Origin of the sequence: Falsiroseomonas sp., assembly GCF_051860665.1 — a bacterium.
Classification (GTDB): Bacteria; Pseudomonadota; Alphaproteobacteria; order Acetobacterales; family Acetobacteraceae; genus Falsiroseomonas.
In genome coordinates, this window is the sequence record NZ_JBHYDM010000010.1 from 12,850 (window position 1) to 33,358 (window position 20,509).

22 protein-coding genes are annotated in these 20,509 nt (G+C 70.5%); 16 read left to right on the top strand and 6 right to left on the bottom strand.

Annotated features, from left to right (window positions below):
* Window positions 1-3: 3 nt before the first annotated feature.
* Entirely contained in the window at window positions 4-1,014 is a 1,011-nt protein-coding gene (locus ACTIF1_RS12425) for a TRAP transporter substrate-binding protein (protein WP_439596741.1), read from the bottom strand.
* Between the two features lie 87 nt (window positions 1,015-1,101).
* Here ACTIF1_RS12425 and ACTIF1_RS12430 point away from each other — a divergent pair, with 87 nt between their 5' ends.
* Window positions 1,102-2,349, top strand: coding sequence for a M24 family metallopeptidase (locus tag ACTIF1_RS12430; protein WP_439596742.1), 1,248 nt, complete (start codon window positions 1,102-1,104; stop codon window positions 2,347-2,349).
* Between the two features lie 62 nt (window positions 2,350-2,411).
* Complete coding sequence (locus ACTIF1_RS12435; protein WP_439596743.1) at window positions 2,412-3,389, top strand: Bug family tripartite tricarboxylate transporter substrate binding protein; 978 nt, start codon at window positions 2,412-2,414, stop codon at window positions 3,387-3,389.
* Here ACTIF1_RS12435 and ACTIF1_RS12440 read toward each other — a convergent pair whose 3' ends face one another.
* The gene (locus ACTIF1_RS12440) at window positions 3,390-4,022 is read right to left on the bottom strand and encodes a fumarate hydratase C-terminal domain-containing protein (protein WP_439596744.1); all 633 of its coding nucleotides are present in this window, start codon (window positions 4,020-4,022) and stop codon (window positions 3,390-3,392) included. It lies immediately after the preceding gene.
* Between the two features lie 20 nt (window positions 4,023-4,042).
* Complete coding sequence (locus ACTIF1_RS12445; RefSeq protein WP_439596745.1) at window positions 4,043-4,912, bottom strand: fumarate hydratase; 870 nt, start codon at window positions 4,910-4,912, stop codon at window positions 4,043-4,045.
* Between the two features lie 76 nt (window positions 4,913-4,988).
* On the opposite strand from ACTIF1_RS12445, the gene ACTIF1_RS12450 reads away from it, so the two are divergent.
* From ACTIF1_RS12450 to ACTIF1_RS12495, 10 genes are all read left to right on the top strand, one after another.
* Window positions 4,989-5,927: an NAD(P)-dependent oxidoreductase gene (locus tag ACTIF1_RS12450; RefSeq protein WP_439596746.1), complete on the top strand. Its 939-nt coding sequence runs from the start codon at window positions 4,989-4,991 to the stop codon at window positions 5,925-5,927.
* A 69-nt stretch (window positions 5,928-5,996) separates the two neighbouring features.
* A complete protein-coding gene (locus ACTIF1_RS12455; protein ID WP_439596845.1) occupies window positions 5,997-6,596 on the top strand; it encodes a glutathione S-transferase family protein in 600 nt (199 codons plus the stop codon).
* The gene (locus ACTIF1_RS12460) at window positions 6,596-7,798 is read left to right on the top strand and encodes a CaiB/BaiF CoA transferase family protein (protein ID WP_439596747.1); all 1,203 of its coding nucleotides are present in this window, start codon (window positions 6,596-6,598) and stop codon (window positions 7,796-7,798) included. The genes ACTIF1_RS12455 and ACTIF1_RS12460 overlap by 1 nt, the downstream gene beginning before the upstream one ends.
* Window positions 7,795-8,388 (top strand): carboxymuconolactone decarboxylase family protein, encoded by a 594-nt coding sequence (locus ACTIF1_RS12465; protein ID WP_439596748.1) that lies wholly within the window; start codon window positions 7,795-7,797, stop codon window positions 8,386-8,388. The genes ACTIF1_RS12460 and ACTIF1_RS12465 overlap by 4 nt, the downstream gene beginning before the upstream one ends.
* A gap of 69 nt (window positions 8,389-8,457) precedes the next feature.
* Window positions 8,458-9,435 carry a Bug family tripartite tricarboxylate transporter substrate binding protein gene (locus tag ACTIF1_RS12470; RefSeq protein WP_439596749.1) on the top strand — a complete coding sequence of 326 codons (978 nt, stop codon included), beginning with the start codon at window positions 8,458-8,460 and terminating at the stop codon, window positions 9,433-9,435.
* Window positions 9,436-9,440: 5 nt separating this feature from the next.
* On the top strand, window positions 9,441-10,418 hold the full coding sequence (locus tag ACTIF1_RS12475) for a Bug family tripartite tricarboxylate transporter substrate binding protein (protein WP_439596750.1): 978 nt from the start codon (window positions 9,441-9,443) through the stop codon (window positions 10,416-10,418).
* A complete protein-coding gene (locus ACTIF1_RS12480) occupies window positions 10,415-11,383 on the top strand; it encodes a Bug family tripartite tricarboxylate transporter substrate binding protein (protein ID WP_439596751.1) in 969 nt (322 codons plus the stop codon). The genes ACTIF1_RS12475 and ACTIF1_RS12480 overlap by 4 nt, the downstream gene beginning before the upstream one ends.
* Window positions 11,380-12,342, top strand: a complete 963-nt coding sequence (locus tag ACTIF1_RS12485) for a Bug family tripartite tricarboxylate transporter substrate binding protein (RefSeq protein WP_439596752.1) — start codon at window positions 11,380-11,382, stop codon at window positions 12,340-12,342. The genes ACTIF1_RS12480 and ACTIF1_RS12485 overlap by 4 nt, the downstream gene beginning before the upstream one ends.
* Window positions 12,339-13,109 carry an enoyl-CoA hydratase/isomerase family protein gene (locus ACTIF1_RS12490; protein WP_439596753.1) on the top strand — a complete coding sequence of 257 codons (771 nt, stop codon included), beginning with the start codon at window positions 12,339-12,341 and terminating at the stop codon, window positions 13,107-13,109. Before ACTIF1_RS12485 ends, ACTIF1_RS12490 begins: the two co-directional genes overlap by 4 nt.
* 11 nt (window positions 13,110-13,120) lie before the next feature.
* On the top strand, window positions 13,121-14,089 hold the full coding sequence (locus ACTIF1_RS12495) for a Bug family tripartite tricarboxylate transporter substrate binding protein (protein WP_439596754.1): 969 nt from the start codon (window positions 13,121-13,123) through the stop codon (window positions 14,087-14,089).
* A 3-nt stretch (window positions 14,090-14,092) separates the two neighbouring features.
* Here ACTIF1_RS12495 and ACTIF1_RS12500 read toward each other — a convergent pair whose 3' ends face one another.
* Together ACTIF1_RS12500 and ACTIF1_RS12505 are read right to left on the bottom strand one after the other, a co-directional pair.
* Window positions 14,093-14,536 (bottom strand): PaaI family thioesterase, encoded by a 444-nt coding sequence (locus ACTIF1_RS12500; RefSeq protein WP_439596755.1) that lies wholly within the window; start codon window positions 14,534-14,536, stop codon window positions 14,093-14,095.
* Window positions 14,533-15,270, bottom strand: a complete 738-nt coding sequence (locus ACTIF1_RS12505) for a class I SAM-dependent methyltransferase (protein ID WP_439596756.1) — start codon at window positions 15,268-15,270, stop codon at window positions 14,533-14,535. Before ACTIF1_RS12505 ends, ACTIF1_RS12500 begins: the two co-directional genes overlap by 4 nt.
* A gap of 126 nt (window positions 15,271-15,396) precedes the next feature.
* On the opposite strand from ACTIF1_RS12505, the gene mutM reads away from it, so the two are divergent.
* The 4 genes from mutM (at window position 15,397) to dnaA (ending at window position 19,411) form a co-directional block, all read left to right on the top strand.
* Window positions 15,397-16,296 (top strand): bifunctional DNA-formamidopyrimidine glycosylase/DNA-(apurinic or apyrimidinic site) lyase, encoded by a 900-nt coding sequence (gene mutM / locus ACTIF1_RS12510; RefSeq protein ID WP_439596757.1) that lies wholly within the window; start codon window positions 15,397-15,399, stop codon window positions 16,294-16,296.
* 51 nt (window positions 16,297-16,347) lie between these two features.
* On the top strand, window positions 16,348-17,124 hold the full coding sequence (locus ACTIF1_RS12515; protein ID WP_439596758.1) for an enoyl-CoA hydratase: 777 nt from the start codon (window positions 16,348-16,350) through the stop codon (window positions 17,122-17,124).
* Between the two features lie 142 nt (window positions 17,125-17,266).
* On the top strand, window positions 17,267-17,545 hold the full coding sequence (gene rpsT, locus ACTIF1_RS12520; RefSeq protein WP_439596759.1) for a 30S ribosomal protein S20: 279 nt from the start codon (window positions 17,267-17,269) through the stop codon (window positions 17,543-17,545).
* Window positions 17,546-17,887: 342 nt separating this feature from the next.
* Window positions 17,888-19,411 (top strand): chromosomal replication initiator protein DnaA, encoded by a 1,524-nt coding sequence (gene dnaA / locus ACTIF1_RS12525; RefSeq protein ID WP_439596760.1) that lies wholly within the window; start codon window positions 17,888-17,890, stop codon window positions 19,409-19,411.
* Between the two features lie 64 nt (window positions 19,412-19,475).
* Here dnaA and ACTIF1_RS12530 read toward each other — a convergent pair whose 3' ends face one another.
* Entirely contained in the window at window positions 19,476-20,507 is a 1,032-nt protein-coding gene (locus tag ACTIF1_RS12530) for a hypothetical protein (RefSeq protein WP_439596761.1), read from the bottom strand.
* Window positions 20,508-20,509 lie beyond the last annotated feature (2 nt).

The following is a 20,509-nucleotide window of genomic DNA, read 5'->3' on the forward strand; positions in this document are numbered from 1 at the left end:
AACTCAGTTGGCGCCGAGCGCGGATTGGATGCGCGTGCGCCAGGCGGGGCCCTGGCCGCCGGCCTCGCGCATCAGCGTGTCCCAGGTGGACATGGCGGCGGTGCGGATCGCCTGCTGCTCGGCCTCGGAGAATGTCGGGTGGAAGGTCACGCCCTGGCCGCGCAGGCGTTCACGGGATGCCTCGTCATCCGCCGCATCCTGCTCGAACCGCGCGCTGCGCTGTTCCATCGCGCCGACCGCCGCCTGCAAGGCGCTGCGGTTCTCGGCCGAGAGCGCGCGAAAACGCGCCTGGTTGGCCAGGATGATATAGGGCGTCGGCGGGAAGGCGAAGCCGGTGCTGGTGGCGTGCTTTGCCACCTCCTGCAGGCTGATGGTGTGGACGATGCGCGGCGGATAGAGCGCGCAATCCACCACGCCGGTCTGCATCGCCGCATAAAGCTCCTGCTGCGGCACGATCTGCGCCGCGACACCCAGCGCCCGGAAGGTCTCGACCTGCTCCCGCGATCCGACGCGCAGTTTGACGCGCTTCAGTTCGTCCAGCGTGCGGACGGGGCTGCGGCAGAAGATGGCGGCGTCCAGCAGGCCGAGCTGCATGTATCCGACGGGCTCGATGTTCCAGCGGCGGATGCCCTGGCTGAGGCTTTCCTGCAGCGCCGGCATCACGCGGTTCAGCTCCGCCGCATTGCGGATCAAGCCGAAGACCAGGATGGAGGACATGGCCGCATCGTCGCGGCCCAGAAAGGGCGGCCAGATGAAGCTCATCTCCGGCGTCGCGCCCTGCATGGTGCGCAGCATGTCGGCATCCCGCAGGTTCATGGCATTGCCCTCGAACACGTTGAGGGTGAAGCGGCCATTCGTGCGCGTGCGCAGGTCGGCGGCGAGCTCCCGCACATGCTGGCTCTCGATCCGCGTCGGCGCGTAGCTGTTGTGGAAGCGCCATTCCACGTTCTGCGCCTCGGCCGCGCCGGCCAGGCCGACCAGGGCGGCCATCGCACCCAGGATCCAGTTCCGCATCTCCGCCACTCCGCCAGGATTTATGCGGACGATAGGAGGCGGAGGAGGAGATTGACAATCATCCATCCGGCGCCGCCCATTGCAACCATGGCAGGACATATCGACAGGGCCCGCGCCGCGCGGCTGATGCAGGCGGCCGGGTTGGATGCGCTGGTGCTGGCCGCGCCCGAAAGCTTTGGCTGGGCCACCGGCGCGCCGGCCGGCGTCGCGGCGAACTGGCGGCGGCTGGGGGCGGCGATCGCCGTGGTGCCGGCGGATCCGGCGCGGCCGGTGGGCGCGGTGGTCAGCGACCTTTTTGCCGGCGCGGCCGAGGCGGCGGGCTGCGCGCCGCTGCATCGCCACGTCACCTGGCCGGAGACCGCCGACCTGCGCCCCTTCCTGGGCACGGCGGAGGACGCGGCCACGCTGGTGGCCCGCGCCAACGCGCAGCGCGCCGCACACTTCGCACGCCCCGCCACCTTCGACCGCGCCGCCGGCCTGGCCGCCCTGCGCGCCCTGCTCTCCGACCAGGGTTTTGCGAGCGCCCGGCTGGGGGTGGAGCTCTCGGCGGTGCCGGCGGCGGATCTGCCGGCGCTGGAGGCGGCCATCGCGCCGGCCAGCATGACCGATGCCTCGCCACTGGTGGAGCGCCTGCGCGCCCACAAATCCCCGGCCGAGATCGCCCTGCTGCGGGAGGCCGGGCTGATCACGGAGACCGCCCTGCTCAGCCTGCTGCCCGAAATCCGCCAGGGCACGACGCGCGAGGCACTGGGCCAGCGCTTTCTTGAACTGGTCCGGCTGGTGGCGCAGCGCCGGGGCACGCCGGCGGTGACGGCCTGGGAGTATGTCGGCTTCGGCGCCTCCCCCTGGTCCAGCCCGGGCGGCATCGCGCGCGGCGACGTGGTGAAAGTGGATGTCGGCGCCGTGGTCGGCGGCTATTCGGCCGACCTCGCCCGCACTTTTGCCTGCGGCCCGCCGCCCCCGGCGGCGCGCGAAATCCACGCGGCCCTGCGCCACGCCTTCGAGATCGGCCGCGCGCTGTTCCGCCCCGGCGCCGCGCTGCGCGACATCCACGCCGCCTGCCTCGGCGCGATGCATCGGGCGGGTTTCCCCAGCTATGCGCGGGGCCATTTCGGCCATGGGCTCGGCGCCTCCATCTGGTCCGAGGAGTTTCCCTATACGGCGGCGGACAGCGAGGTGGTGCTGGAGCCCGGCATGGTGATGGCCTTCGAGCTGCCCTGGTACCTGGACGGGCTCGGCGGCTTCATCGTGGAGGATATGCTGCTGGTGACGGAGGAGGGGGCAGAGACGCTGGCCGGTGGTGGGCTGCCGCACGCGCTGGTGGAACTTCCCTGATCCGGACTTCACGCCCGGGTCATCCGGTGCAACCCTGGGTTCAACGGCACAGGGGCAGGCACATGGCAGGGTTTCGTTCAGGCCGCCGCCTGGTTCTTGTGGCGGGTGCCGCGGCGCTGGCGGCGCCCGCGCTGGCGCAATCTGCCTGGCCCGCGCGCCCCATCCGCCTGGTGGTGCCCTTCGCGGCGGGCGGCGGCACGGATGTGGTGGCGCGGATCTATGCGGCGAAGATGAGCGAGCTGCTCGGACAGCCGATGACGGTGGACAATCGCGGCGGCGCCGGCGGCAATTTCGGCATCGAGAATGTGGTGCGCTCACCGGCGGATGGCTATTCGCTGCTGCTCTCCTCCAACGGTCCGGTGGCGGTGAACCGCTTCCTCTACCCCGGCCTGCCCTTCGACCCGCTGCGCGACCTGGCGCCGGTCAGCCTGGCCTTCCGCATCGAGCAGGCGCTGGTCGTGCGGCCCGACCTGCCGGCGGCCGATGTGGCGGAATTCGTCGCCCTGGCGCGGCGGGAGGAGCTGCACTGGGGCTCCGGCGGCACCGGCAGCACGCTGCACCTGGCCGGTGCCCTGTTCAACCTGCGCGCCGGGGTGCGGCTGGCGCATGTGCCCTATCGCGGATCGGCGCCGGCCATGGCGGATCTGCTGGCCGGGCGGATCGATGCCATGTTCGACAGCCTGCCGAGCTGCGTGCCGCTGATCCGCGCCGGGCAATTGCGCGTGCTGGCGCTGTGCGCCGCGCGGCGCCACCCGCTGCTGCCGGAGGTGCCGACGATGCAGGAGTCCGGCATTGCCGATTACGAGGCCGGGACCTGGGGCGCGGTCTTCGCCCCGCGCCAGACGCCGGAGGCGGTGCTGGCCCGCCTGGCGGCGGCGACGCAGCAGGCCTTGGCCGATCCCGCCACACGGGCGCGGCTGGCCACGGCCGGCGGCGACGCACAGGCCTCGACCCCGCAGGAGCTGGGCGCCCTGCTGCAGGCGGACAGCGCCATGTGGGGCGAGGTGGTGCGGCAGGCCAATATCACCAGCGCGGGCTGATCAGCCCGCGCGGTCGCGGTCGAGCTGCGCCAGGATTGCGGGCATCCGGTCCGTGGCCTGCTGCGACAGCGTCTCGAACAGGCTGTTGCCATGGGCGTCGATGCCGACGGTGACGGGGCCGAGGCCGCTGACAGCGAGCCGCACCAGCCGGTAATGCGCCACCAGGTCGTTCCAGGCCACCGCGCGCACCGCGGTGATGGCGGAGGAATGCAGCGGCGCGCCGCCGCCGAGGAAGGAGAAATAGACGCAGCCGACCTCGGCCATCGCCTCCCGGCAGGCCGCGTCCAGCCCGCCCTTGCCGCCCACCGCGGTCAGGCCGAAGTGGCGGATCAGGCGGGGCATCAGCGGGTTGAAGCGGGTGCTGGTGGTGGGGTTCATGTACAGCACCTCCAGCCCGCCATCGGCCGTGTCCTGGCTGTAGCTGCCGAGATGCAGCAGGGACTGGCCCTGCAGCGGGATCGGCGGCGCGATCCCGTCCTCCATGCATTTCAGGATGCGGTGATGCGTCGGCAGGCCGGCGGTGATGGTGATCTCGCCATCCAGCAGCACCATGTCGCCGGCGCGGAGCGAGCGCGCATCCTCGCGCGACAGCGGCATGGTGACGCGGCGGTAGTTCGCGAACATCTCGCTCATGCCTTCAGCTTCACGAATGGTCATTCGATGCGCTCCACGGTTCCATCCGCATGGATGCGCGCGCGGGTGCGGCGGTTGATCCAGCAGTTGAAGCAGACGGCGACGGGCGTGTAGCCATGGCCCGCGCTGTAGTCGACATGCACGGCGAGTGCGGTGGTGTCGCCGCCCGTGCCCATGGGGCCGAAGCCGGTGGCATTCACCGCGCGCAAAAGGCGTTCCTCCATCGCCGCCAGCACCGGCTCCGGATTCACGCTGCCGATCGGGCGATAGGTGGCCTTGCTGGCGATCTTCGCCGCGACGTCGAGGGAACCGCCGATGCCGACGCCGATGATCACCGGCGGGCAGTGCTGGGAGCCGGCCTGCATCACCGCGCGCATCACATAGGCCTCGATATCCGCGAGGCTCGGGAAGCTGAAGGTCTCGGCCTGGGCCCAGCGCCCGGAGCCCAATGCCTTGGGCTGGCAGGCGATCTCGATCCAGTCGACGCCGGATTCCATCTCCCAGGTCACCAGGGGCATGTCCTTGCCCTTGTAGCCCCGTTCGTTGGTCAGCGGGTTCGTCACATGCTTCAGCAGCGGCGGCTGGATGCGGCCGACGAGCTCGTCGAAGCCCTCCACGATGGCGGCCTTGAGGTCACCCTCCCAGCGCGCCTGGGCGCCGATCGTCACGCGAAACACCGGCACGCCGGCGTCTGAACAGACGAAGCGGTCGGTCTGCTCGGCGCGCATGGCGCTGCCCAGCATGATCTCCAGCACCCGCTGCGCCCCCTCATGCGTCTCGGTGGCGCGGGCGCGGCGCAGCGCGTCCTTGGTGTCGTCGGGCACGCGGCGCAGGGACCAGTCGTAGAGCTGGGCGGAGAGCGTCTTCACGGCCTCCTGGGTGATCGGCATGGCGGACGGGCTTTCCTTCCCCAAAAAGGTCATTACTCTGGCCTTTCTGGCATCATAGCCCCATAGGACGCGTTCCATGCAAGCCACTCAAGGCGAATCCCTTCTGGTCATGACCGCGGTGCCCGCCGATCTGCGGCAGGCGCTGGAGGCGGAAGGGCATCGGCTGGTGGAATTGTCCAGCCAACCAGCGGGGCCGGTGACCGGCTTCCGGATCGGCGTGACCAGCGCCATGGCGGGCTGCGATGCCGCGATGTTCTCCCGCATCCAGGGGATGAAGCTGCTGGCCAGCACCGGAACGGGGTTGGACCGGATCGACCTGGATGCGGCGCGCGCCGCCGGCTGCGCGGTGCTGAACACGCCCGATGTGCTCACCGAGGATACGGCGGACTATGCCATCGCCCTGCTCTACGGCATCGCCCGGCGCGTGGTCTATGCGGATACCTTCGTGCGTTCCGGCGCCTGGGCCAAGGGGCGGCCGGAGAGCGGCACGCGGCTCTTCGGCAAGACCTGCGGCATTTTCGGGCTCGGCCGGATCGGCGCGGCGGTGGCGCGGCGGGCGCAGGGCATCGGCATGAAGGTGCTCTGGTCCGGCCCCCGCCCGAAGCCGGAGGCGCCCTGGGCCTATGTGCCCTCCATCGCCGAACTGGCCGAGAAATCCGATGTGCTGGTGATGTGCTGCCCCGGCGGGGCGGAGACGGCGGGCATCGTGAATGCCGCGATCCTGCAGAAGCTCGGGGCGGCGGGCTTCCTGATCAATATCGCCCGCGGCTCGGTGGTGGAGGAGGCGGCGCTGGTGGCGGCGCTGCGGGACGGCACCATCCGCGGTGCCGGCACCGATGTGTTCCAGTCCGAGCCGGTGCCCGACCCGCCGATGCTGGCGGCGCCGAACCTGGTGGTGGCGCCGCACTACGCCTCCCTCACCCGGGAGACGCGCGTCGATATCGTGCGGATGATCGTGGACGGCATCGGCGCCTTCCGGGCCGGCCGGCCGCACCACGACGCCACGCGGGGATAGACGGGAGGTGCCGAACCGGCTTAAGGTCATAGAGCTGACCTAAGCCGGTTCGGAGGAAACAAAGTGTCCATGCTGCTGCACTGGTCGCCGCGCTCGCCTTTCGTGCGCAAGGTGATGATCTTCGCGCATGAGACCGGCCTGGCGGACCGCATCACCACCACCCGCACGCCGGTCGCCATGCTGGCGCCGCATGCCGGGCTGATGGCGGAAAACCCGCTGAGCAAGATCCCGACGCTGCGCCTGGAAGACGGCAGCGTGCTCTACGACAGCTATGTCATCTGCGAATATCTCGACACGCTGCATGGCGGCCCGCGGCTGATCCCCACCGAAGGTCCGGCGCGTTTCCTGGAATTGCGCCGCCATGCCCTGGGCACCGGCTTCCTGGACCTGCTGATCCTCTGGCGCAACGAGCGGGACCGCGCGCAGCCGCTGCAGCCGATGATGGATGCCTTCGCGGTGAAGACCAGGGCCGCGCTGGCCGCGGTGGAGGCCGAGATCGACAGCGTGCCGCGTGGCCTCGCGCAATTCACCTTCGCGGTGCTCGGCAGCTACCTCGATTTCCGCTTCGCCGATCTCGACTGGCGCGCGAACTGCCCGCGCTTCGCCGCCTTCCATGCGGAATTCGAGAAGCGTCCTTCGATGCAGGCCACGCTGGTGACGGAGGGCTGATGGGCCCGCTCTCGCATCTGCGGGTCCTCGACCTCGGCCGCATCATGGCGGCGCCCTGGTCCACGCAGATCCTCGCCGACCTCGGCGCCGACGTGATCAAGATCGAGCGCCCCGGCGTGGGCGACGACACGCGCGCTTGGGGGCCGCCCTTCCTGAAGGATTCGGACGGCAAGCCGACGAAGGAGGCCGGCTATTTCCTGGCCGTCAATCGCGGCAAGCGCTCCGTCACCATCGACATCACCAGGCCCGAGGGCCAGGCGGTGGTGCGGCAGATCGCGCAGACCGCCGATATCGTGGTGGAGAATTTCAAGGCCGGCGCACTCGCAAAATACGGGCTGGATGCCGCGACGCTGCGCGCCCTGAAACCCAGCCTGATCTGCTGCTCCGTCACCGGCTTCGGCCAGGACGGGCCGCGCGCCGACCAGGCCGCCTATGACTTCATGATCCAGGCCATGGGCGGGCTGATGAGCGTGACCGGCGCGCCCGAAACGCCGCCCCAGAAGGTGGGCGTGCCGATCGTCGACCTGATGACCGGCATGTATGCCACCGTCGCCATCCTGGCCGCCGTGGCGCGGCGGGCGGAGACCGGGCAGGGGGAGACCATCGACCTCGCCATGCTCGACGTGCAGGCGGCGTTTCTCGCCAACCAGGCGATGAACCATTTTGTCGGCGGCCGCGTGCCGCAGCGGGCGGGCAACCGGCACCCGAATATCCAGCCGCAGGATGTGTTTCCGGTGGCGGACGGTTTTGTCGTGCTGGCGGTCGGCAATGACGGGCAGTTCGTCAAGCTGTGTCAGGCCATCGACCGGCCGGACTGGGCGACCGATCCGCGCTTCATCCGCAACGCCGATCGCGTGAAGAACGAATCCCTGCTGACGCCGCTGCTGACCGAACGCTTTGCCGAGTACACCCGCAGCGAGCTCACCGCGCTGCTGGATGCGGCAGGCGTGCCCTGCGGGCCGATCAATACCGTGCCGGACGTCTTCGCGGATCCGCAGGTGGTGCATCGCCAGATGCTCCGCAAACTGCCGCATCCGCATGGCGAAGTGCCGCAGGTGGTCAGCCCGATCCGCCTGCAGGATGCCCCGCTGGAATTCAACCGCCCGCCCCCGCTGCTCGGCCAGCACACGGCGGAGGTTCTGGCGGAACTGGGTTTGGATGACGCCGCGCGAGCGGCCCTGGCCGAAAGTGGCGTGACATGAAGCCTCGAATTCCCCTCCCCGGCCGCGAAGACCTGGACGCGGCGCAGCGCGAGGTCTGGGACAAGGTGGTCTCCGGCCCGCGCGGCCAGGTGATCGGGCCGCTGCGGGCCGCCATCCACAATGCGGAACTCGCCGGGCGCTGGTCCGCGCTGGGCGAATCGCTCCGCTTCTCCACCAGCCTGCCGAAGCGGCTTTCGGAGCTGGCCATCTGCGTCACCGGCCGCCGCTGGAGCGCGCAGGTGGAGTGGTTCGTGCATGCCCGCACCGCCGAGCAGAATGGCATTTCGCCCGCGATCCTGGATGCCATGCGCGAAGGTCACGCGCCGGTCTTCGAGAAGGCGGATGAACGTCTCGTTTATGAATTCGCGCGCAGCCTGCAGCAGGAAGGCCGCGTGCCGGATGCGATCTATGCCGAGGCTGTCGAGGCCTTCGGCGTGCGCGGCGTGGTCGAGCTGACGGCGCTGGTGGGCTACTACACCATGGTCTCCATGACGCTGAACGCGCATGGCATCCCGCTGCCGGAGGGCGAGGTGCCGCCGCTGACGGCGCCGGAGCGTGGCCTGTTTACCCTGCCGGAGGCCGCAGCGTGACCCGGCCCCCAAGACACCCGGCGCGCCAAGACTGACGCCGGGACAATCGACATGGAGGAAACGAAAACAATGAACATCACCCGCCGCGCCGCACTCGGTGCCCTCGCCCTGCCGCTGGCCGCGCCAGGCCTGGCCCGTGCCCAGGCCGCCTTCCCGGACCAGCCGATCCGCATGATCGTGCCCTTCGCCGCCGGCGGCCCCGCGGACCTGATCGCGCGGGTCACCGCGCGGGTGATGTCGGAACGCCTCGGCAAGCCGATCGTGGTGGAAGCGCGTGCCGGCGCGGGTGGTGCCATCGGCGTGGATGCGGCGGCCAAGGCGCGGCCGGATGGGCATACCATCGTCATGGCCAGCTCCGGCGCCATCGTCATCCTGCCGCATCTGCAGGCAACCATGCCCTATGACGCGCAGAAGGACCTGGCGCCCATCACCCAGGTGCTGGCGGTGCCGCAGATCATCGCCATCGCGCCCAACCTCGGCCCGAAGAACCTGGCGGAATTCGTCGCCATGGCGAAGGCGCGGCCCGGCGCCCTGTCCTTCGGCTCCGCCGGCGTCGGCTCCTCCCTGCATATGGCCGGGGAGCTGTTGAAGATCCGCGCCGGCATCGACATCGTGCACATCCCCTATCGCGGCGCCGCGCCGGCGGTGACGGATCTGCTGGCGGGCCGCATCCAGATGCTGGCGGCGGATGTGCCGGCGCTGCTGCCGCATGTGCAGGGCGGGTCCGTGCCCGCCCTGGCGGTGACGGCGGAGGAACGGCTCGGCATCCTGCCCAACCTGCCCACCGCCATCGAGGCCGGCGTGCCGGGCATGATCAGCGAGACCTGGTACGGGCTGCTCGGTCCCTCCGGCATTCCCGCCGACCGGCTGCGCATCCTGGCCGAGGCCGCGCAGGCGGCGCTGCGGGACACGCAGACGCGGGACGCGCTGATCGCCCAGGGCGGCCGCGTGGTCGGCAGCAATCCCGACGATTTCGCCAATTTCATCCGCACCACTTCCACCACCTGGGCCGAGGTCGTGCGCACCAACAACATCAAGCTGGATTGAGCGCCATGCAGCGACGTTCCCTTCTGCTGTCCGGCGCCGCGCTGGGCCTTTCCGGCGCGGCCCGCGCACAGGCCCAGGGGTCCCATTGGGCGCCGGCGCGGCCGATGCGCCTGGTGGTGCCCTTCGCGCCCGGTGGCGCGGCGGATACCGTGGGGCGGCTGCTGGCGGAGCCGCTGGGCACCACGCTCGGCCAGACGGTGACCATCGACAACCGCCCGGGCGGCGGCACCACCATCGGCGCGCAGGCGGTGGCGCGGGCGGCGCCGGATGGGCTGACGCTGCTCTATGCCACGCCGAATGTGCAGATCCTGAACCCGCATCTGATGCGCAGCCTGCCCTATGACCCGCAGCGGGATTTCACCCCCGTCATCGCCATCCTGCGGGCGCCGAAACTGCTGGTCGTGCGGCCGGATTTTCCGGCGCAGGACGTGGCGGGGCTGATCGCGCATGGCAAGGCGAAGCCGGAAGGGCTGACCTATGCCAGCGCGGGCGTCGCTTCCTCCGGCCATCTGGCCGCGGCGATGTTCGGGCAGATGGCGGGGATGGAGATGCTGCACATCCCCTTCCGCGGCACGGCGCCGGCGACGCAGGACGTGATGGCCGGGCGCGTCGACTTCATGATGGACAATATCGCGACGCTGCTGCCGCTGGTGCGCGATGGCCGCATGAAGGCGCTGGGCGTCAGCACCGCGGATCCGGCCGCCGCCGCCCCCGAATTGCCGCCGATCGGCCGCACCCTGCCCGGCTTCCACGATGCCAGCTTCAACTACCTGCTGGCCCCGGCCGGCACGCCGCCCGAAATCATCGCGCGGCTGAACGCCGTGCTGAACGAGATCCTGGACTCGCCCGCGCTGACCAGCCGTTTCGAGGTGCTGGGCATCGAGAAGCTGGGCGGCACGCCGCAGGCGCTGGAGGCCATGGTGCGGGAGGAGCATGACCGCTGGGGCCCGGTGATCGAGCGCGGCGGAATCCGGCTGCAATGAGCCTCACCCGTCGCCATCTGCTCGGCGCCGCCCTGGCCGCGCCGACCCTGGCCCAGGCCCAGCAAGGCTGGACGCCAACGCGCCCGATGCGCATCGTGGTACCGCTGGCGCCCGGCGGCACGGCGGATACGCTGGCGCGCATCGTGGCCGATCCGCTCGGCGCGCAATTCGGCCAGCCCGTGATCGTCGAGAACCGCCCGGGCGGCAGCAATTCGGTGGCCGCCGTCGCGGTGGCGCGATCGCAGCCGGATGGGCTGACCATGCTCTATGCGCCGCCGGCGGTGCAGATCCTGAACCCGCTGATGATGCGCAACATGGCCTATGACGCCATGGGCGATTTCACGCCGCTGGTCGCCCTGATGCGCGCGCCGAAGATCTTTGCCGTGCGGCTGGATTTTCCGGCCCGCAGCATGGCGGAACTGATCGCGCTGGCGAAGGCGCGGCCCGGTGCCTACACCTACGCCACCTCGGGCATCGGCTCTTCCGGCCATCTGGCCGTCGCCATGCTGACGCAGATGGCGGGGATCGAGCTGCTGCATGTGCCCTATCGCGGCACCGGTCCCGGCCTGCAGGATGTGATGGCGGGGCGCATCGACATGGTGCTGGATACCGCCGCCGCCGTGCTGCCGCTGGTGCGGGATGGCCGGCTGCGCGCGCTGGCCGTCAGCACGCGGGACAAGGCCGCGGCGGCGCCGGAGCTGCCGACCATCGCGGAGACGCTGCCGGGCTATCACGACGCCTCCTTCAACTACCTGCTGCTGCCCTCCCGCACCCCGCCCGAGATCGTCGCGTCGCTGAACGCCGCCATGAACCGGGTGCTGGCCGATCCCGCCATCCGCGCGCGTTTCGCGGCGCTGGGGGTGGAGCCGCTGGGCGGCACACCGCAGGACCTCACCGCGCAGATCGCGGAGGAGGTGGAACGCTGGCGCGCCGTCATCACCGCGCATGGGATCACGCTGGAATGAATCTCACCCGTCGCACGACGCTCGGCCTGGCCGGGCTGCTGGCCACACCGGCGCTGGCCCAGACCTTCCCCAGCCGCCCCCTGCGGATGATCGTGCCCTTCGCGGCCGGCGGGTCCGCCGATGCCTCCGCGCGTATGCTGGCGGAGCCGCTGGGCGCGGTGCTCGGCCAGCCCGTGGTGGTGGAGAACCGCCCGGGCGGCGGCGCCACCATCGGCGCGCAGGCGGTGGCCCGTGCCGCGCCGGATGGGCATACGCTGCTCTACGGCACGCCGGGGCCGCAGATCGTGAACCCCTACCTCATGCGCAGCGTGCCCTATGACCCGGTGCGGGATTTCGCGCCGATCTCCGGCATCAAGCGCGCCCCGAATCTTCTGGCCATCGGGCCGCAAGTGCCGGTCACGACCCTGGCGGAGCTGATCGCGCTCGCAAAAGCGCGGCCGGGGCAGCTGACCTTCGCCTCCTCAGGCGTCGGCTCCTCCTCGCATCTGGCGGGGGAGATGCTGAAATTCCTGGCGCGGATCGAGATCACCCATGTGCCCTATCGCGGCACCAGCGCGGCGCTGACCGACCTGATGGGCGGCACGGTGACCATGGCGCTGGACACGCTCTCCATCCTTCTGCCGCAGGCGCGGGAGGGCAAGCTGCGGGCCCTGGGCGTCACCACGCCGGAGCGCTCCGCGCTGGCGCCGGACCTGCCGGCGCTGGCGGAGACGCTGCCGGGCTTCGATGCCGCGCCCTTCAACTACCTGGCGACCACCGGCGGTACGCCGGCGCCGGTGGTGGCGAAGCTGAGCGAGGCGGTGCAGGCGATTCTCGCGCGCCCCGATTATCGCGCGCGCATGGAAGCCCTGGGGGAGGAGCCGACACCCTCCACCCCCGAGCAGCTGGCGGAGACCATCCGGGCGGAAAGCGCGCGGTGGAAACAGGTGATCGAGGCGGCAGGGATACGCGTGGAATGAGTTTTTCGACTTTGCGCCTGGATGTGGCGGATTTCGTCGCGACGGTGACCATCGACCGCCCCCCGGTGAATGCGCAGAACGGCGCCTTCCGGGAGGAGATCGTTCGCGTCTTCGACGAGCTGCACGACCGGGAGGACGTGCGCGCGATCGTGCTGACCGGCGCGGGCAAGACGTTTTCCGCCGGGGCGGACCTGAAGGACCGGCCGGATCGCAGCGCACCGGGCGCCTTCCCGCGCCACAACCGCCTGGTGCGCGCGGGCTTCGACTGCGTGCTGGAATGCGAGAAGCCGGTGATCGCCGCGGTGAATGGCGCCGCCATCGGCGCCGGCTGCGTGCTGGCGCTGTGCTGCGACATCCTGGTCGTCGCCGAGGAATCCTTCCTGTCGATGACCGAGGTCGATGTGGGCCTCGCCGGCGGCGTGAAGCATGTGCGGCGGCATCTCGGTGAATCCGATGCGCGGCTGATGATCTATACGGCGCGTCGCATCACCGGGCCGGAGCTGTACCGGATGAACGCGGCTTCGGTCTGCGTGCCGCGCGAGAAGGTGGTGGAAGCCGCGCAGGCCATCGCCGCGGAAATTGCGGGCAAGGTGCCGCTGGCGGTGCGCGCGGCGAAGCGGAGTTTCCAGGTGACCGAGGACCTGCCGCTGCATGAGGGCTATCGCTACGAGCAGTCGCAGACCGTGGCGCTGGCCTCGACCGAGGATACGCAGGAGGCGCTGCGCGCCTTCGCGGAGAAGCGGAAGCCCGTCTTCAAGGGGCGCTGAGGAGAAGGGCCATGCGGATCACTCGGCGCGGCATTCTGGGCGCGTCCTTGGCGGCGCCCGGCGTGGCGCGCGCGCAGGAAAGCTGGCCGCAGCGGCCTATCGTTCTCATCGTGCCCTTCGCGCCCGGTGGGCCGGTGGACAATGTGGCGCGGCCGGTGGCGGAGGGCATGCGTCGGCGGCTCGGCCAGGCGGTGGTGGTGGAGAACCGCGCCGGCGCCGGCGGGCTGGTCGGCGCCCGCGTCGTCGCGGCGGCGCGGCCGGATGGCTATACGCTGCTGGTGGGCTCGCCCGGCCCGCTGGTGATCGCGCCGGCGGCCGGCGCGGCGGATGCGCCGGACCCGCTGCGCGCCCTGGCGCCGGTGGCGCTGATCGCCGACAGCCCGCAGATCCTGGCGGTGACCAAGGACCTGCCGGCGGCGGACCTGGCGGGCTTCGTGGCGCTGGCCAAGGCCCGGCCCGGCATGCTGAACCTGGGCTCCGCCGGCATCGGCACCACGCCGCACCTGGCGCTGGAACTGTTTTCGGAGCTCGCCGGCATCCGTCTGGAACATGTGCCCTATCGTGGCACCGGAGCCGCGCTGCCGGACCTGGTCGGCGGCAAGATCGAGGCGCTGTTCGGCGATGTCTCCGCCCTGCTGCCGCTGGTGGAGACGGGGCGGGTGCGGGCGCTGGCCGTCACCGCCGATGCGCGGCTGCCGCTGGCGCCCGCCATCCCGACCACGGCGGAGCTCGGCTATCCGGCGCTGGTGGTGCGGAATTTCCAGGCGCTGCTGGCCCCCGCCGGCACCCCGCCCGCCATTCTGGAGCGCCTTTCCTCGGCACTGGCGGAGGCGCTGACCGATGACCAGGTGCGCGGCGCCCTGGCCCGCATCGGCGCCCTGCCGGCCACCAGCGGCCCCGCGCACCTCGCACAGTACCTGGCGGCGGAACGCGCGACCTGGGAGCCGGTGATCCGGCGTATCGGGTTGCGGCTGGAGTAGCGCTCAGCGGGCCTCGGGCGCCGCCGCCATCATGGTGGCGAGCATGGTCGCCACCAGCGTTTCCGCCCCAGCGGCATCGCGCACAAAAATGTCCGCGCGGCAGAAGGTGAGGGTGCGGCCGGGCTTCACCACCTCGCCGCGCGCCACGGCGACCAGGCCGGCGGCGGGGCGCAGGAAGCTGGTCTTGAACTCCACGCTCAGCACTTCGCCGCCCGGCGGCAGCAGGCTCATGGCGGCAAAACCGCAGGCATTGTCGGCGAGGGTGGTCAGCACGCCGGCATGGAACAGGCCGTGATGCTGGGTGAGGCCGGGGGCGAAATCGGCCTCGATGGTGCACTGGCCCGGGCTGAGCGCAACCAGCCGGCCGCCCAGCGTGGCCATCAGCCCCTGGGTGGCGAAGGCGGCCTCGATGCGGGCCCGGAAATCCGGGTCCCGCGGTTCGGTCACAGACGCCAGCCGGAGTGGATGGCCACAATGCCGCCCGAGAGGTTGCGGTGGGCGACGCGCTCCAGCCCGGCGTCGCGCATCATGTCCTCCAGCGTTTCCTGGTCGGGGAACTTGCGGATGGATTCGGCCAGGTATTCGTAGCTGTCGCGGTCCTTGGCGACGCGGGCGCCGATCTCGGGCAGTACCTTGAAGGACCAGAGATCGTAGACTTTCGCGAGGGGCTCGATCGCGACCTTGGAGAATTCCAGGCAGTGGAAGCGGCCGCCGGGGCGCAGCACGCGGCGGGCCTCCCGCAGCACCGCGGACTTGTCCGTGCAGTTGCGCAGGCCGAAGGCGATGGAGATCTTTTCCACCGAGCGGTCCGGCAACGGGATGTGCTCGGCATCCACCACGGCGAAGTCGAGGCCGGTGGTGATGCCGCGGTCCAGCGCCCGCTTCTGGGCCACTTCCAGCATGGCCGGGTTCACATCGGTGAGGATCACCCGCCTGGCGCCGCGCGCCAGCGCCCCGAAGGCGATGTCCCCCGTGCCGCCCGCCAGGTCCAGCAGCGTCTCCCGCGGCGAGGCCGCGATGGAATTGACAAAAATCCGCTTCCAGATGCGGTGGATGCCCAGCGACATCAGGTCGTTCATCAGGTCGTAGCGGGGGGCCACGCTCTCGAAGACCTCCCGCACCAGGGAGGCCTTTTGGGTGCGGGGCACCTCGCGGAAGCCGAAATCGGTTGTGTCGCTCATCGTCGCACCTTGCCCCTTTGGCGGCAGCCTTGCCAGTAGCACGCCCCAGCGCGATGACAGATGGCACCGCCCGCCCAAGATGCAGCGCCCCGCTGTGCCTCACGACCGCGGCAGCCCGAGGAAAAAATGCCGGAATTGCCGGAGGTGGAGACGGTGATGCGGGGCCTTCGGGCGGTGCTCGAGGGGCGGCGCATCGTGAGGGCGGAGACGATGCGGGAGGGGCTGCGCTGGCCCTTTCCGGCGGGGTTGGCTGGGCGGCTGACGGGGGCGGTGGTCACCGGGTTCCGGCGGCGGGGCAAGTATATGCTGGCGCGGCTGGATAGGGGCGAAAGCCTGCTGATCCATCTCGGCATGTCCGGGCGGATGGTGGCGCGGCCGGTGGCGGGGCCGGTGGTGCCCTTCATGGGGCCGCAGGGCGTCTTCTCCGATGCGCGCGGGCACAACCAGCCGCCGGAGGCGCATGAGCACCTGGTGATGGAAACGGATGACGGCACGCGGGTCGGCTTCGTCGATCCGCGGCGTTTCGGCAGCGTCGATCTGGTGCCGACCGCGGGCGAGGAGTCGCACAAGCTGCTGGCCGGGATGGGGCCGGAGCCGCTGGAGGAGGCCTTTTCCGCAGCCAGCCTCGCGGCGTCGCTGGCCGGGAAGCGGACGCCGATCAAGGCGGCGCTGCTGGACCAGCGCGTGGTGGCGGGCTTGGGCAATATCTATGTGGCGGAGGCGCTGTTCCGGGCGCGGATCTCCCCGCGGCGGGAGGCGGCGACGGTGCCGGGTGCCCGGGCCCAGCGCCTGGCGCCGGCCATCAAGGCGGTGCTGGAGGAGGCGATCGGTGCCGGCGGGTCCAGCCTGCGAGATTATGTGCGGGCGGATGGGGAGCTGGGCCGGTTCCAGGACCGGTTTTCCGTCTATGACCGGGAAGGCCAGCCCTGCCCGCTCTGCCCCGGGCCGGGCGCCGGCTGCGCGGGGGTTTCGCGGATCGTGCAGTCCGGGCGCAGCACCTTCTATTGCGCGCGGACGCAGCGTTGAGCGGTTTCGCCGGGTGCGCTACCGCTTAAGGGCAAGCGGGGGAGATGGCGCATGGCCTATGAGATGATCCTGGTCGAGACGCAGGGCCGGGTCGGTGTCATCACCCTGAACCGCCCAAAGGCGCTGAATGCGCTCTGCGACCAGCTGATGACGGAGCTGGGGGAGGCGCTGCGCGCCTTCGATGCGGACCCGGCGGTGGGCGCCATCGTCGTGACCGGTTCCGAAAAGGCCTTCGCGGCCGGGGCGGATATCAAGGAGATGAAGGACCGCGACTTCCCGGCGGTCTATTTCGACGATTTCATCGGCAAGCGGTGGGAGGATGTGCTGCGCATCCAGAAGCCGGTGATCGCGGCCGTGGCCGGCTTCGCGCTGGGCGGCGGCTGCGAACTGGCGATGATGTGCGACCTGATCCTGGCCGCGGACAATGCGAAATTCGGCCAGCCGGAGATCAATCTGGGCGTCATCCCCGGCGCCGGCGGCAGCCAGCGCCTGACGCGGGCCATCGGCAAGTCCAAGGCCATGGAGATGATCCTGACCGCCCGCATGATGGATGCGGCGGAGGCGGAGCGCGCCAACCTGGTGTGCCGCGTGGTGCCGGTGGCGGACCTGCTGCCGGAGGCGCTGAAGATGGGCGAGAAGATCGCCAGCCTCTCCGCGCCTTCGGTCGCCATGGCGAAGGAGGCGGTGAATGCGGCCTTCGAGACGACGCTGCGCGAGGGCGTGCGGCTGGAGCGGCGGCTGTTCCAGTCCCTCTTCGGGACGGAGGACCAGAAGGAAGGCATGGCCGCCTTTGCGGAGAAGCGGAAGGCGGCCTTCCGCAACCGGTAGGACAGGGCGCGCGTGGCGGGCCAAGGTTCTTCGCGAAAGGCGTGCATTGACTCCCGCGCGCCGCAAAGGGTAGTAACCCGGCCTTCGCTGGTGGCGCGTGCCACCGGCCCCCGAAACTTTTGACTGGTCAGATAAAGACGCCATGGCGAACACGGCTTCCGCGCGCAAGCGCATCCGCCAGACCGAGAAGCGCACGGAGCGCAACCGGGCGCGCCGCTCCCGCGTGCGCGGTTTCCTGCGCAAGGTCGAGCTGGCCATCGCCGGCGGCGACAAGTCCGTGGCGCAGGAAGCCTTCCGGGCCGCGCAGCCCGAGCTGCAGCGCGCCGCCGACAAGGGCGTGTTCCACGACAATACCGTTGCCCGCAAGCTGTCCCGGCTTTCGGCGCGCATCAAGGCCCTGGGCGCAGCCGCCCAGGCCTGACCCGGCCGCCGGGCCCGCCGCCAGGTGCGGCGGGGTCCAGGGCAGTCGCCTTCCAATATTTTGCGACGAAAGACAAGCAACCTGCCGAAACGGTGGGCTGCTTGCCATTCCTGTTGTGAAATGTCGGCGTCTCGCTGGCGCGACTACTTGGGCTGGTGGCGCAGCAATTTTCGAATCCCCCAGTAATCATTTGCGCCGGCCAAGCGCGTCGCGGTAACTTCGGGGCAGTCGCGCTCATCCCCCCGGAGCCGCGCGCCTGTCTCTTCGCGGCCGGATCCTCCGCAGCCGATCGGTCAAATGCACATCGCCCGCAAGGGCCCACGAGGTTGGCAGGTGCATCACATGGAGAATACGGTCGGCCCGTCGTCTCCTTCCTCCCCCACACAATTGGCGGAGGTCTGGGCACGAGTCCGGGGTAGGCTGAAGGAAGAGGTGGGTGAGGTCGAGTACCGCACCTGGCTGCGGCAGATGACGCTCGCCGCGGTGCAGGGCGAGGAAGCCATCATCCTGCTGCCCACGCGCTTCCTGCGCGACTGGGTGCGTGGCCATTACGGCGACCGCCTGCGCGCGCTGTGGCAGGCGGAGTTGCCCTCGATCCGCCGTCTCGATTTCCGCGTGATGCCGGAAAGCCGCGCGCCGGAGCCGCGGCCGGCGGCCGTGGCGGAACCGCCGGCGGCCGTGGCAGGCCCTGCCGAAGCCACGGAAACGGCTGGCAAATCCGCGCGCATCACGGCGCGCCAGCTGGCCGAGCCGGTGGAGGCCTCGGGCCTGGCCGAGCCGCTGGGGCGCCCGGCGGAGCCGCGCGCCGGGGAGGCGCGCGGCGACTGGTCCGCGCCGCTCGACCCGCGCTTCACCTTCGACAGCTTCGTGGTGGGCAAGCCGAACGAATTCGCCCATGCCTGCGCGCGGCGCGTGGCGGAACGCCCGGCCAGCCCGGGCTTCAACCCGCTCTTCCTCTATGGCGGTGTGGGCCTGGGCAAGACCCATCTGATGCATGCCAGCGCCTGGGCGATCCGCGAACATGCGATGGCGGAAGGCCGCCCACCGCTGACCGTCGCCTATATGTCCGCCGAGAAGTTCATGTACCGCTTCATCGCCGCGCTGCGCAGCCAGAGCACGATGGAGTTCAAGGAATCCCTGCGCAGCGTGGATGTGCTGCTGATCGACGACCTGCAGTTCCTGATCGGCAAGGACAATACACAGGAAGAATTCTTCCATACCTTTAATGCACTCGTCGATGCCGGCAAGCAGATCATTGTATCCGCCGACAAGTCACCTTCCGACCTTTCCGGCATCGAGGACCGCCTGCGCACCCGGCTGGGCTGCGGCATGGTGGCCGACCTGCATGCCACCACCTATGAGCTGCGCATCTCCATCCTGCAGGCCAAGGCGCAGACCCAGGGTGTGCCGGTGCCGGCCAAGGTGATGGAATTCCTGGCCCACAAGATCACCTCCAATGTGCGGGAGCTGGAGGGGGCGCTGAACCGGCTGATCGCCCACGCCAATCTCTTCGGCCGCCCCGTGACGCTGGAAGGCGCGCAGGAGGTGCTGCACGACATCCTGCGCGCGCATGACCGCCGGGTGACGATCGAGGAGATCCAGAAGCGGGTGGCGGAGCACTACAATATCCGCCTGACCGACATGTCCTCCCCCCGCCGCGCGCGGGCCGTGGCGCGGCCGCGGCAGGTGGCCATGTACCTGGCCAAGCAGCTCACCAGCCGGTCGCTGCCCGAGATCGGCCGCCGTTTCGGCGGGCGCGACCATACCACGGTGATGCATGCGGTCAGCCGGGTGGCGGAGCTGATGCAGTCCGACAGCGCCTTTGCCGAGGATGTCGAGCTGCTGCGCCGGATGCTGGAGACCTAATCGGGTCTCCTTACGAGGCCCTCTCCACCCAGAGGGGGAGAGGGTTGGGTGAGGGGGCGCCCCGCTACGCCGCCTTCGCGGAATTTTGGGGCGGCAGCACCGCCGCCAGCAAATCCTCCAGCAATTCAGGCAGGGCCAGCGGCGTGGCATCGCCGCCGCCGCGCCCGAAATGGCCGGCGGCCTCCGCCTGGCTGCGGCCGAGGCGCGTGGCGAGGCGGGCGAGGGCCTCGGCGCATTGCCGCCGCGTCGGCAGCGCGGTGAGGGCAAGCTCCGGCGCCAGAAGGTCATTCGCGCCGGTCAGGGCAAGACGCTCCCTCCCCACCTGCCGCGTCGCCACGATGCCATGCGCCGCGCGCTCCGCCTTGGCCACCACGAAGCTGCGATGCGTGAGCCCGGGCGCGACCCAGGAGATGCGGCGCGCGTACAGCCCGCCGAAACGCGTCAGCGCCGTCGCCACGGCCTGCGCCATGGCATTGTGCATCTCGACATAGGCGCGCTTTTCCGCCGGCCCCCATTTCCAGCGCGTGGCCGAAACCCGCTCGGCGGTGCAATCCGCGCGCCAGGGGGAGACCGCATTGCCACGTTCCTCGAACAGACCGGGATCGTCGTAGAGCACGGCGGGGGAGGTGCCGCCCGGCCAGTCCAGCATATGTTCGTAGGGCACCAGGCCCAGCGGCTCGCTGATCACCGCGCGATGCACCACCACGCCCAAGGGGTTTGTCAGCGGCGCCAGGCTGAACAGCGCCTCCGGCTCCTCCGACGTCCGGAAAGCCAGCAGACGGGGCTCGGCCGGCGCGGTGGGCACGAAGCCGGCGGCGAGCAGCGCGGCGTTGATGCGGCGATGCTCGGTCGAGAGGATGTACGGCTTGGTGCGCGTGCAGGGCAGCAGCAGCAGCACGTGTTCGCGGGCCTCGGGCAGCTTCGGCACATAATCCTGGCCGATGAAGCGCATCCAGGCGGAGATGCGCGGATGTTTCAGTGCATCCACATTGTCCTGTGGCGAATACAGCGCGAGCGACGGGTCCAGCGTGAAGGGCGCCCGGAATTTTTGGGCCGATTCAAGCAGCCGCTGCGCGCGGTCATCGGTGGTGACCATGG

Bases quoted from the DNA above. Each gene is read 5' to 3' on its own strand.
- ACTIF1_RS12425 (WP_439596741.1), bottom strand. From the start codon at position 1,014: ATGCGGAACTGGATCCTGGGTGCGATGGCCGCCCTGGTCGGCCTGGCC.
- ACTIF1_RS12430 (WP_439596742.1), top strand. From the start codon at position 1,102: ATGGCAGGACATATCGACAGGGCCCGCGCCGCGCGGCTGATGCAGGCG.
- ACTIF1_RS12435 (WP_439596743.1), top strand. From the start codon at position 2,412: ATGGCAGGGTTTCGTTCAGGCCGCCGCCTGGTTCTTGTGGCGGGTGCC.
- ACTIF1_RS12440 (WP_439596744.1), bottom strand. From the start codon at position 4,022: ATGAGCGAGATGTTCGCGAACTACCGCCGCGTCACCATGCCGCTGTCG.
- ACTIF1_RS12445 (WP_439596745.1), bottom strand. From the start codon at position 4,912: ATGCCGATCACCCAGGAGGCCGTGAAGACGCTCTCCGCCCAGCTCTAC.
- ACTIF1_RS12450 (WP_439596746.1), top strand. From the start codon at position 4,989: ATGCAAGCCACTCAAGGCGAATCCCTTCTGGTCATGACCGCGGTGCCC.
- ACTIF1_RS12455 (WP_439596845.1), top strand. From the start codon at position 5,997: ATGCTGCTGCACTGGTCGCCGCGCTCGCCTTTCGTGCGCAAGGTGATG.
- ACTIF1_RS12460 (WP_439596747.1), top strand. From the start codon at position 6,596: ATGGGCCCGCTCTCGCATCTGCGGGTCCTCGACCTCGGCCGCATCATG.
- ACTIF1_RS12465 (WP_439596748.1), top strand. From the start codon at position 7,795: ATGAAGCCTCGAATTCCCCTCCCCGGCCGCGAAGACCTGGACGCGGCG.
- ACTIF1_RS12470 (WP_439596749.1), top strand. From the start codon at position 8,458: ATGAACATCACCCGCCGCGCCGCACTCGGTGCCCTCGCCCTGCCGCTG.
- ACTIF1_RS12475 (WP_439596750.1), top strand. From the start codon at position 9,441: ATGCAGCGACGTTCCCTTCTGCTGTCCGGCGCCGCGCTGGGCCTTTCC.
- ACTIF1_RS12480 (WP_439596751.1), top strand. From the start codon at position 10,415: ATGAGCCTCACCCGTCGCCATCTGCTCGGCGCCGCCCTGGCCGCGCCG.
- ACTIF1_RS12485 (WP_439596752.1), top strand. From the start codon at position 11,380: ATGAATCTCACCCGTCGCACGACGCTCGGCCTGGCCGGGCTGCTGGCC.
- ACTIF1_RS12490 (WP_439596753.1), top strand. From the start codon at position 12,339: ATGAGTTTTTCGACTTTGCGCCTGGATGTGGCGGATTTCGTCGCGACG.
- ACTIF1_RS12495 (WP_439596754.1), top strand. From the start codon at position 13,121: ATGCGGATCACTCGGCGCGGCATTCTGGGCGCGTCCTTGGCGGCGCCC.
- ACTIF1_RS12505 (WP_439596756.1), bottom strand. From the start codon at position 15,270: ATGAGCGACACAACCGATTTCGGCTTCCGCGAGGTGCCCCGCACCCAA.
- mutM (WP_439596757.1), top strand. From the start codon at position 15,397: ATGCCGGAATTGCCGGAGGTGGAGACGGTGATGCGGGGCCTTCGGGCG.
- ACTIF1_RS12515 (WP_439596758.1), top strand. From the start codon at position 16,348: ATGGCCTATGAGATGATCCTGGTCGAGACGCAGGGCCGGGTCGGTGTC.
- rpsT (WP_439596759.1), top strand. From the start codon at position 17,267: ATGGCGAACACGGCTTCCGCGCGCAAGCGCATCCGCCAGACCGAGAAG.
- dnaA (WP_439596760.1), top strand. From the start codon at position 17,888: ATGGAGAATACGGTCGGCCCGTCGTCTCCTTCCTCCCCCACACAATTG.
- ACTIF1_RS12530 (WP_439596761.1), bottom strand. From the start codon at position 20,507: ATGGTCACCACCGATGACCGCGCGCAGCGGCTGCTTGAATCGGCCCAA.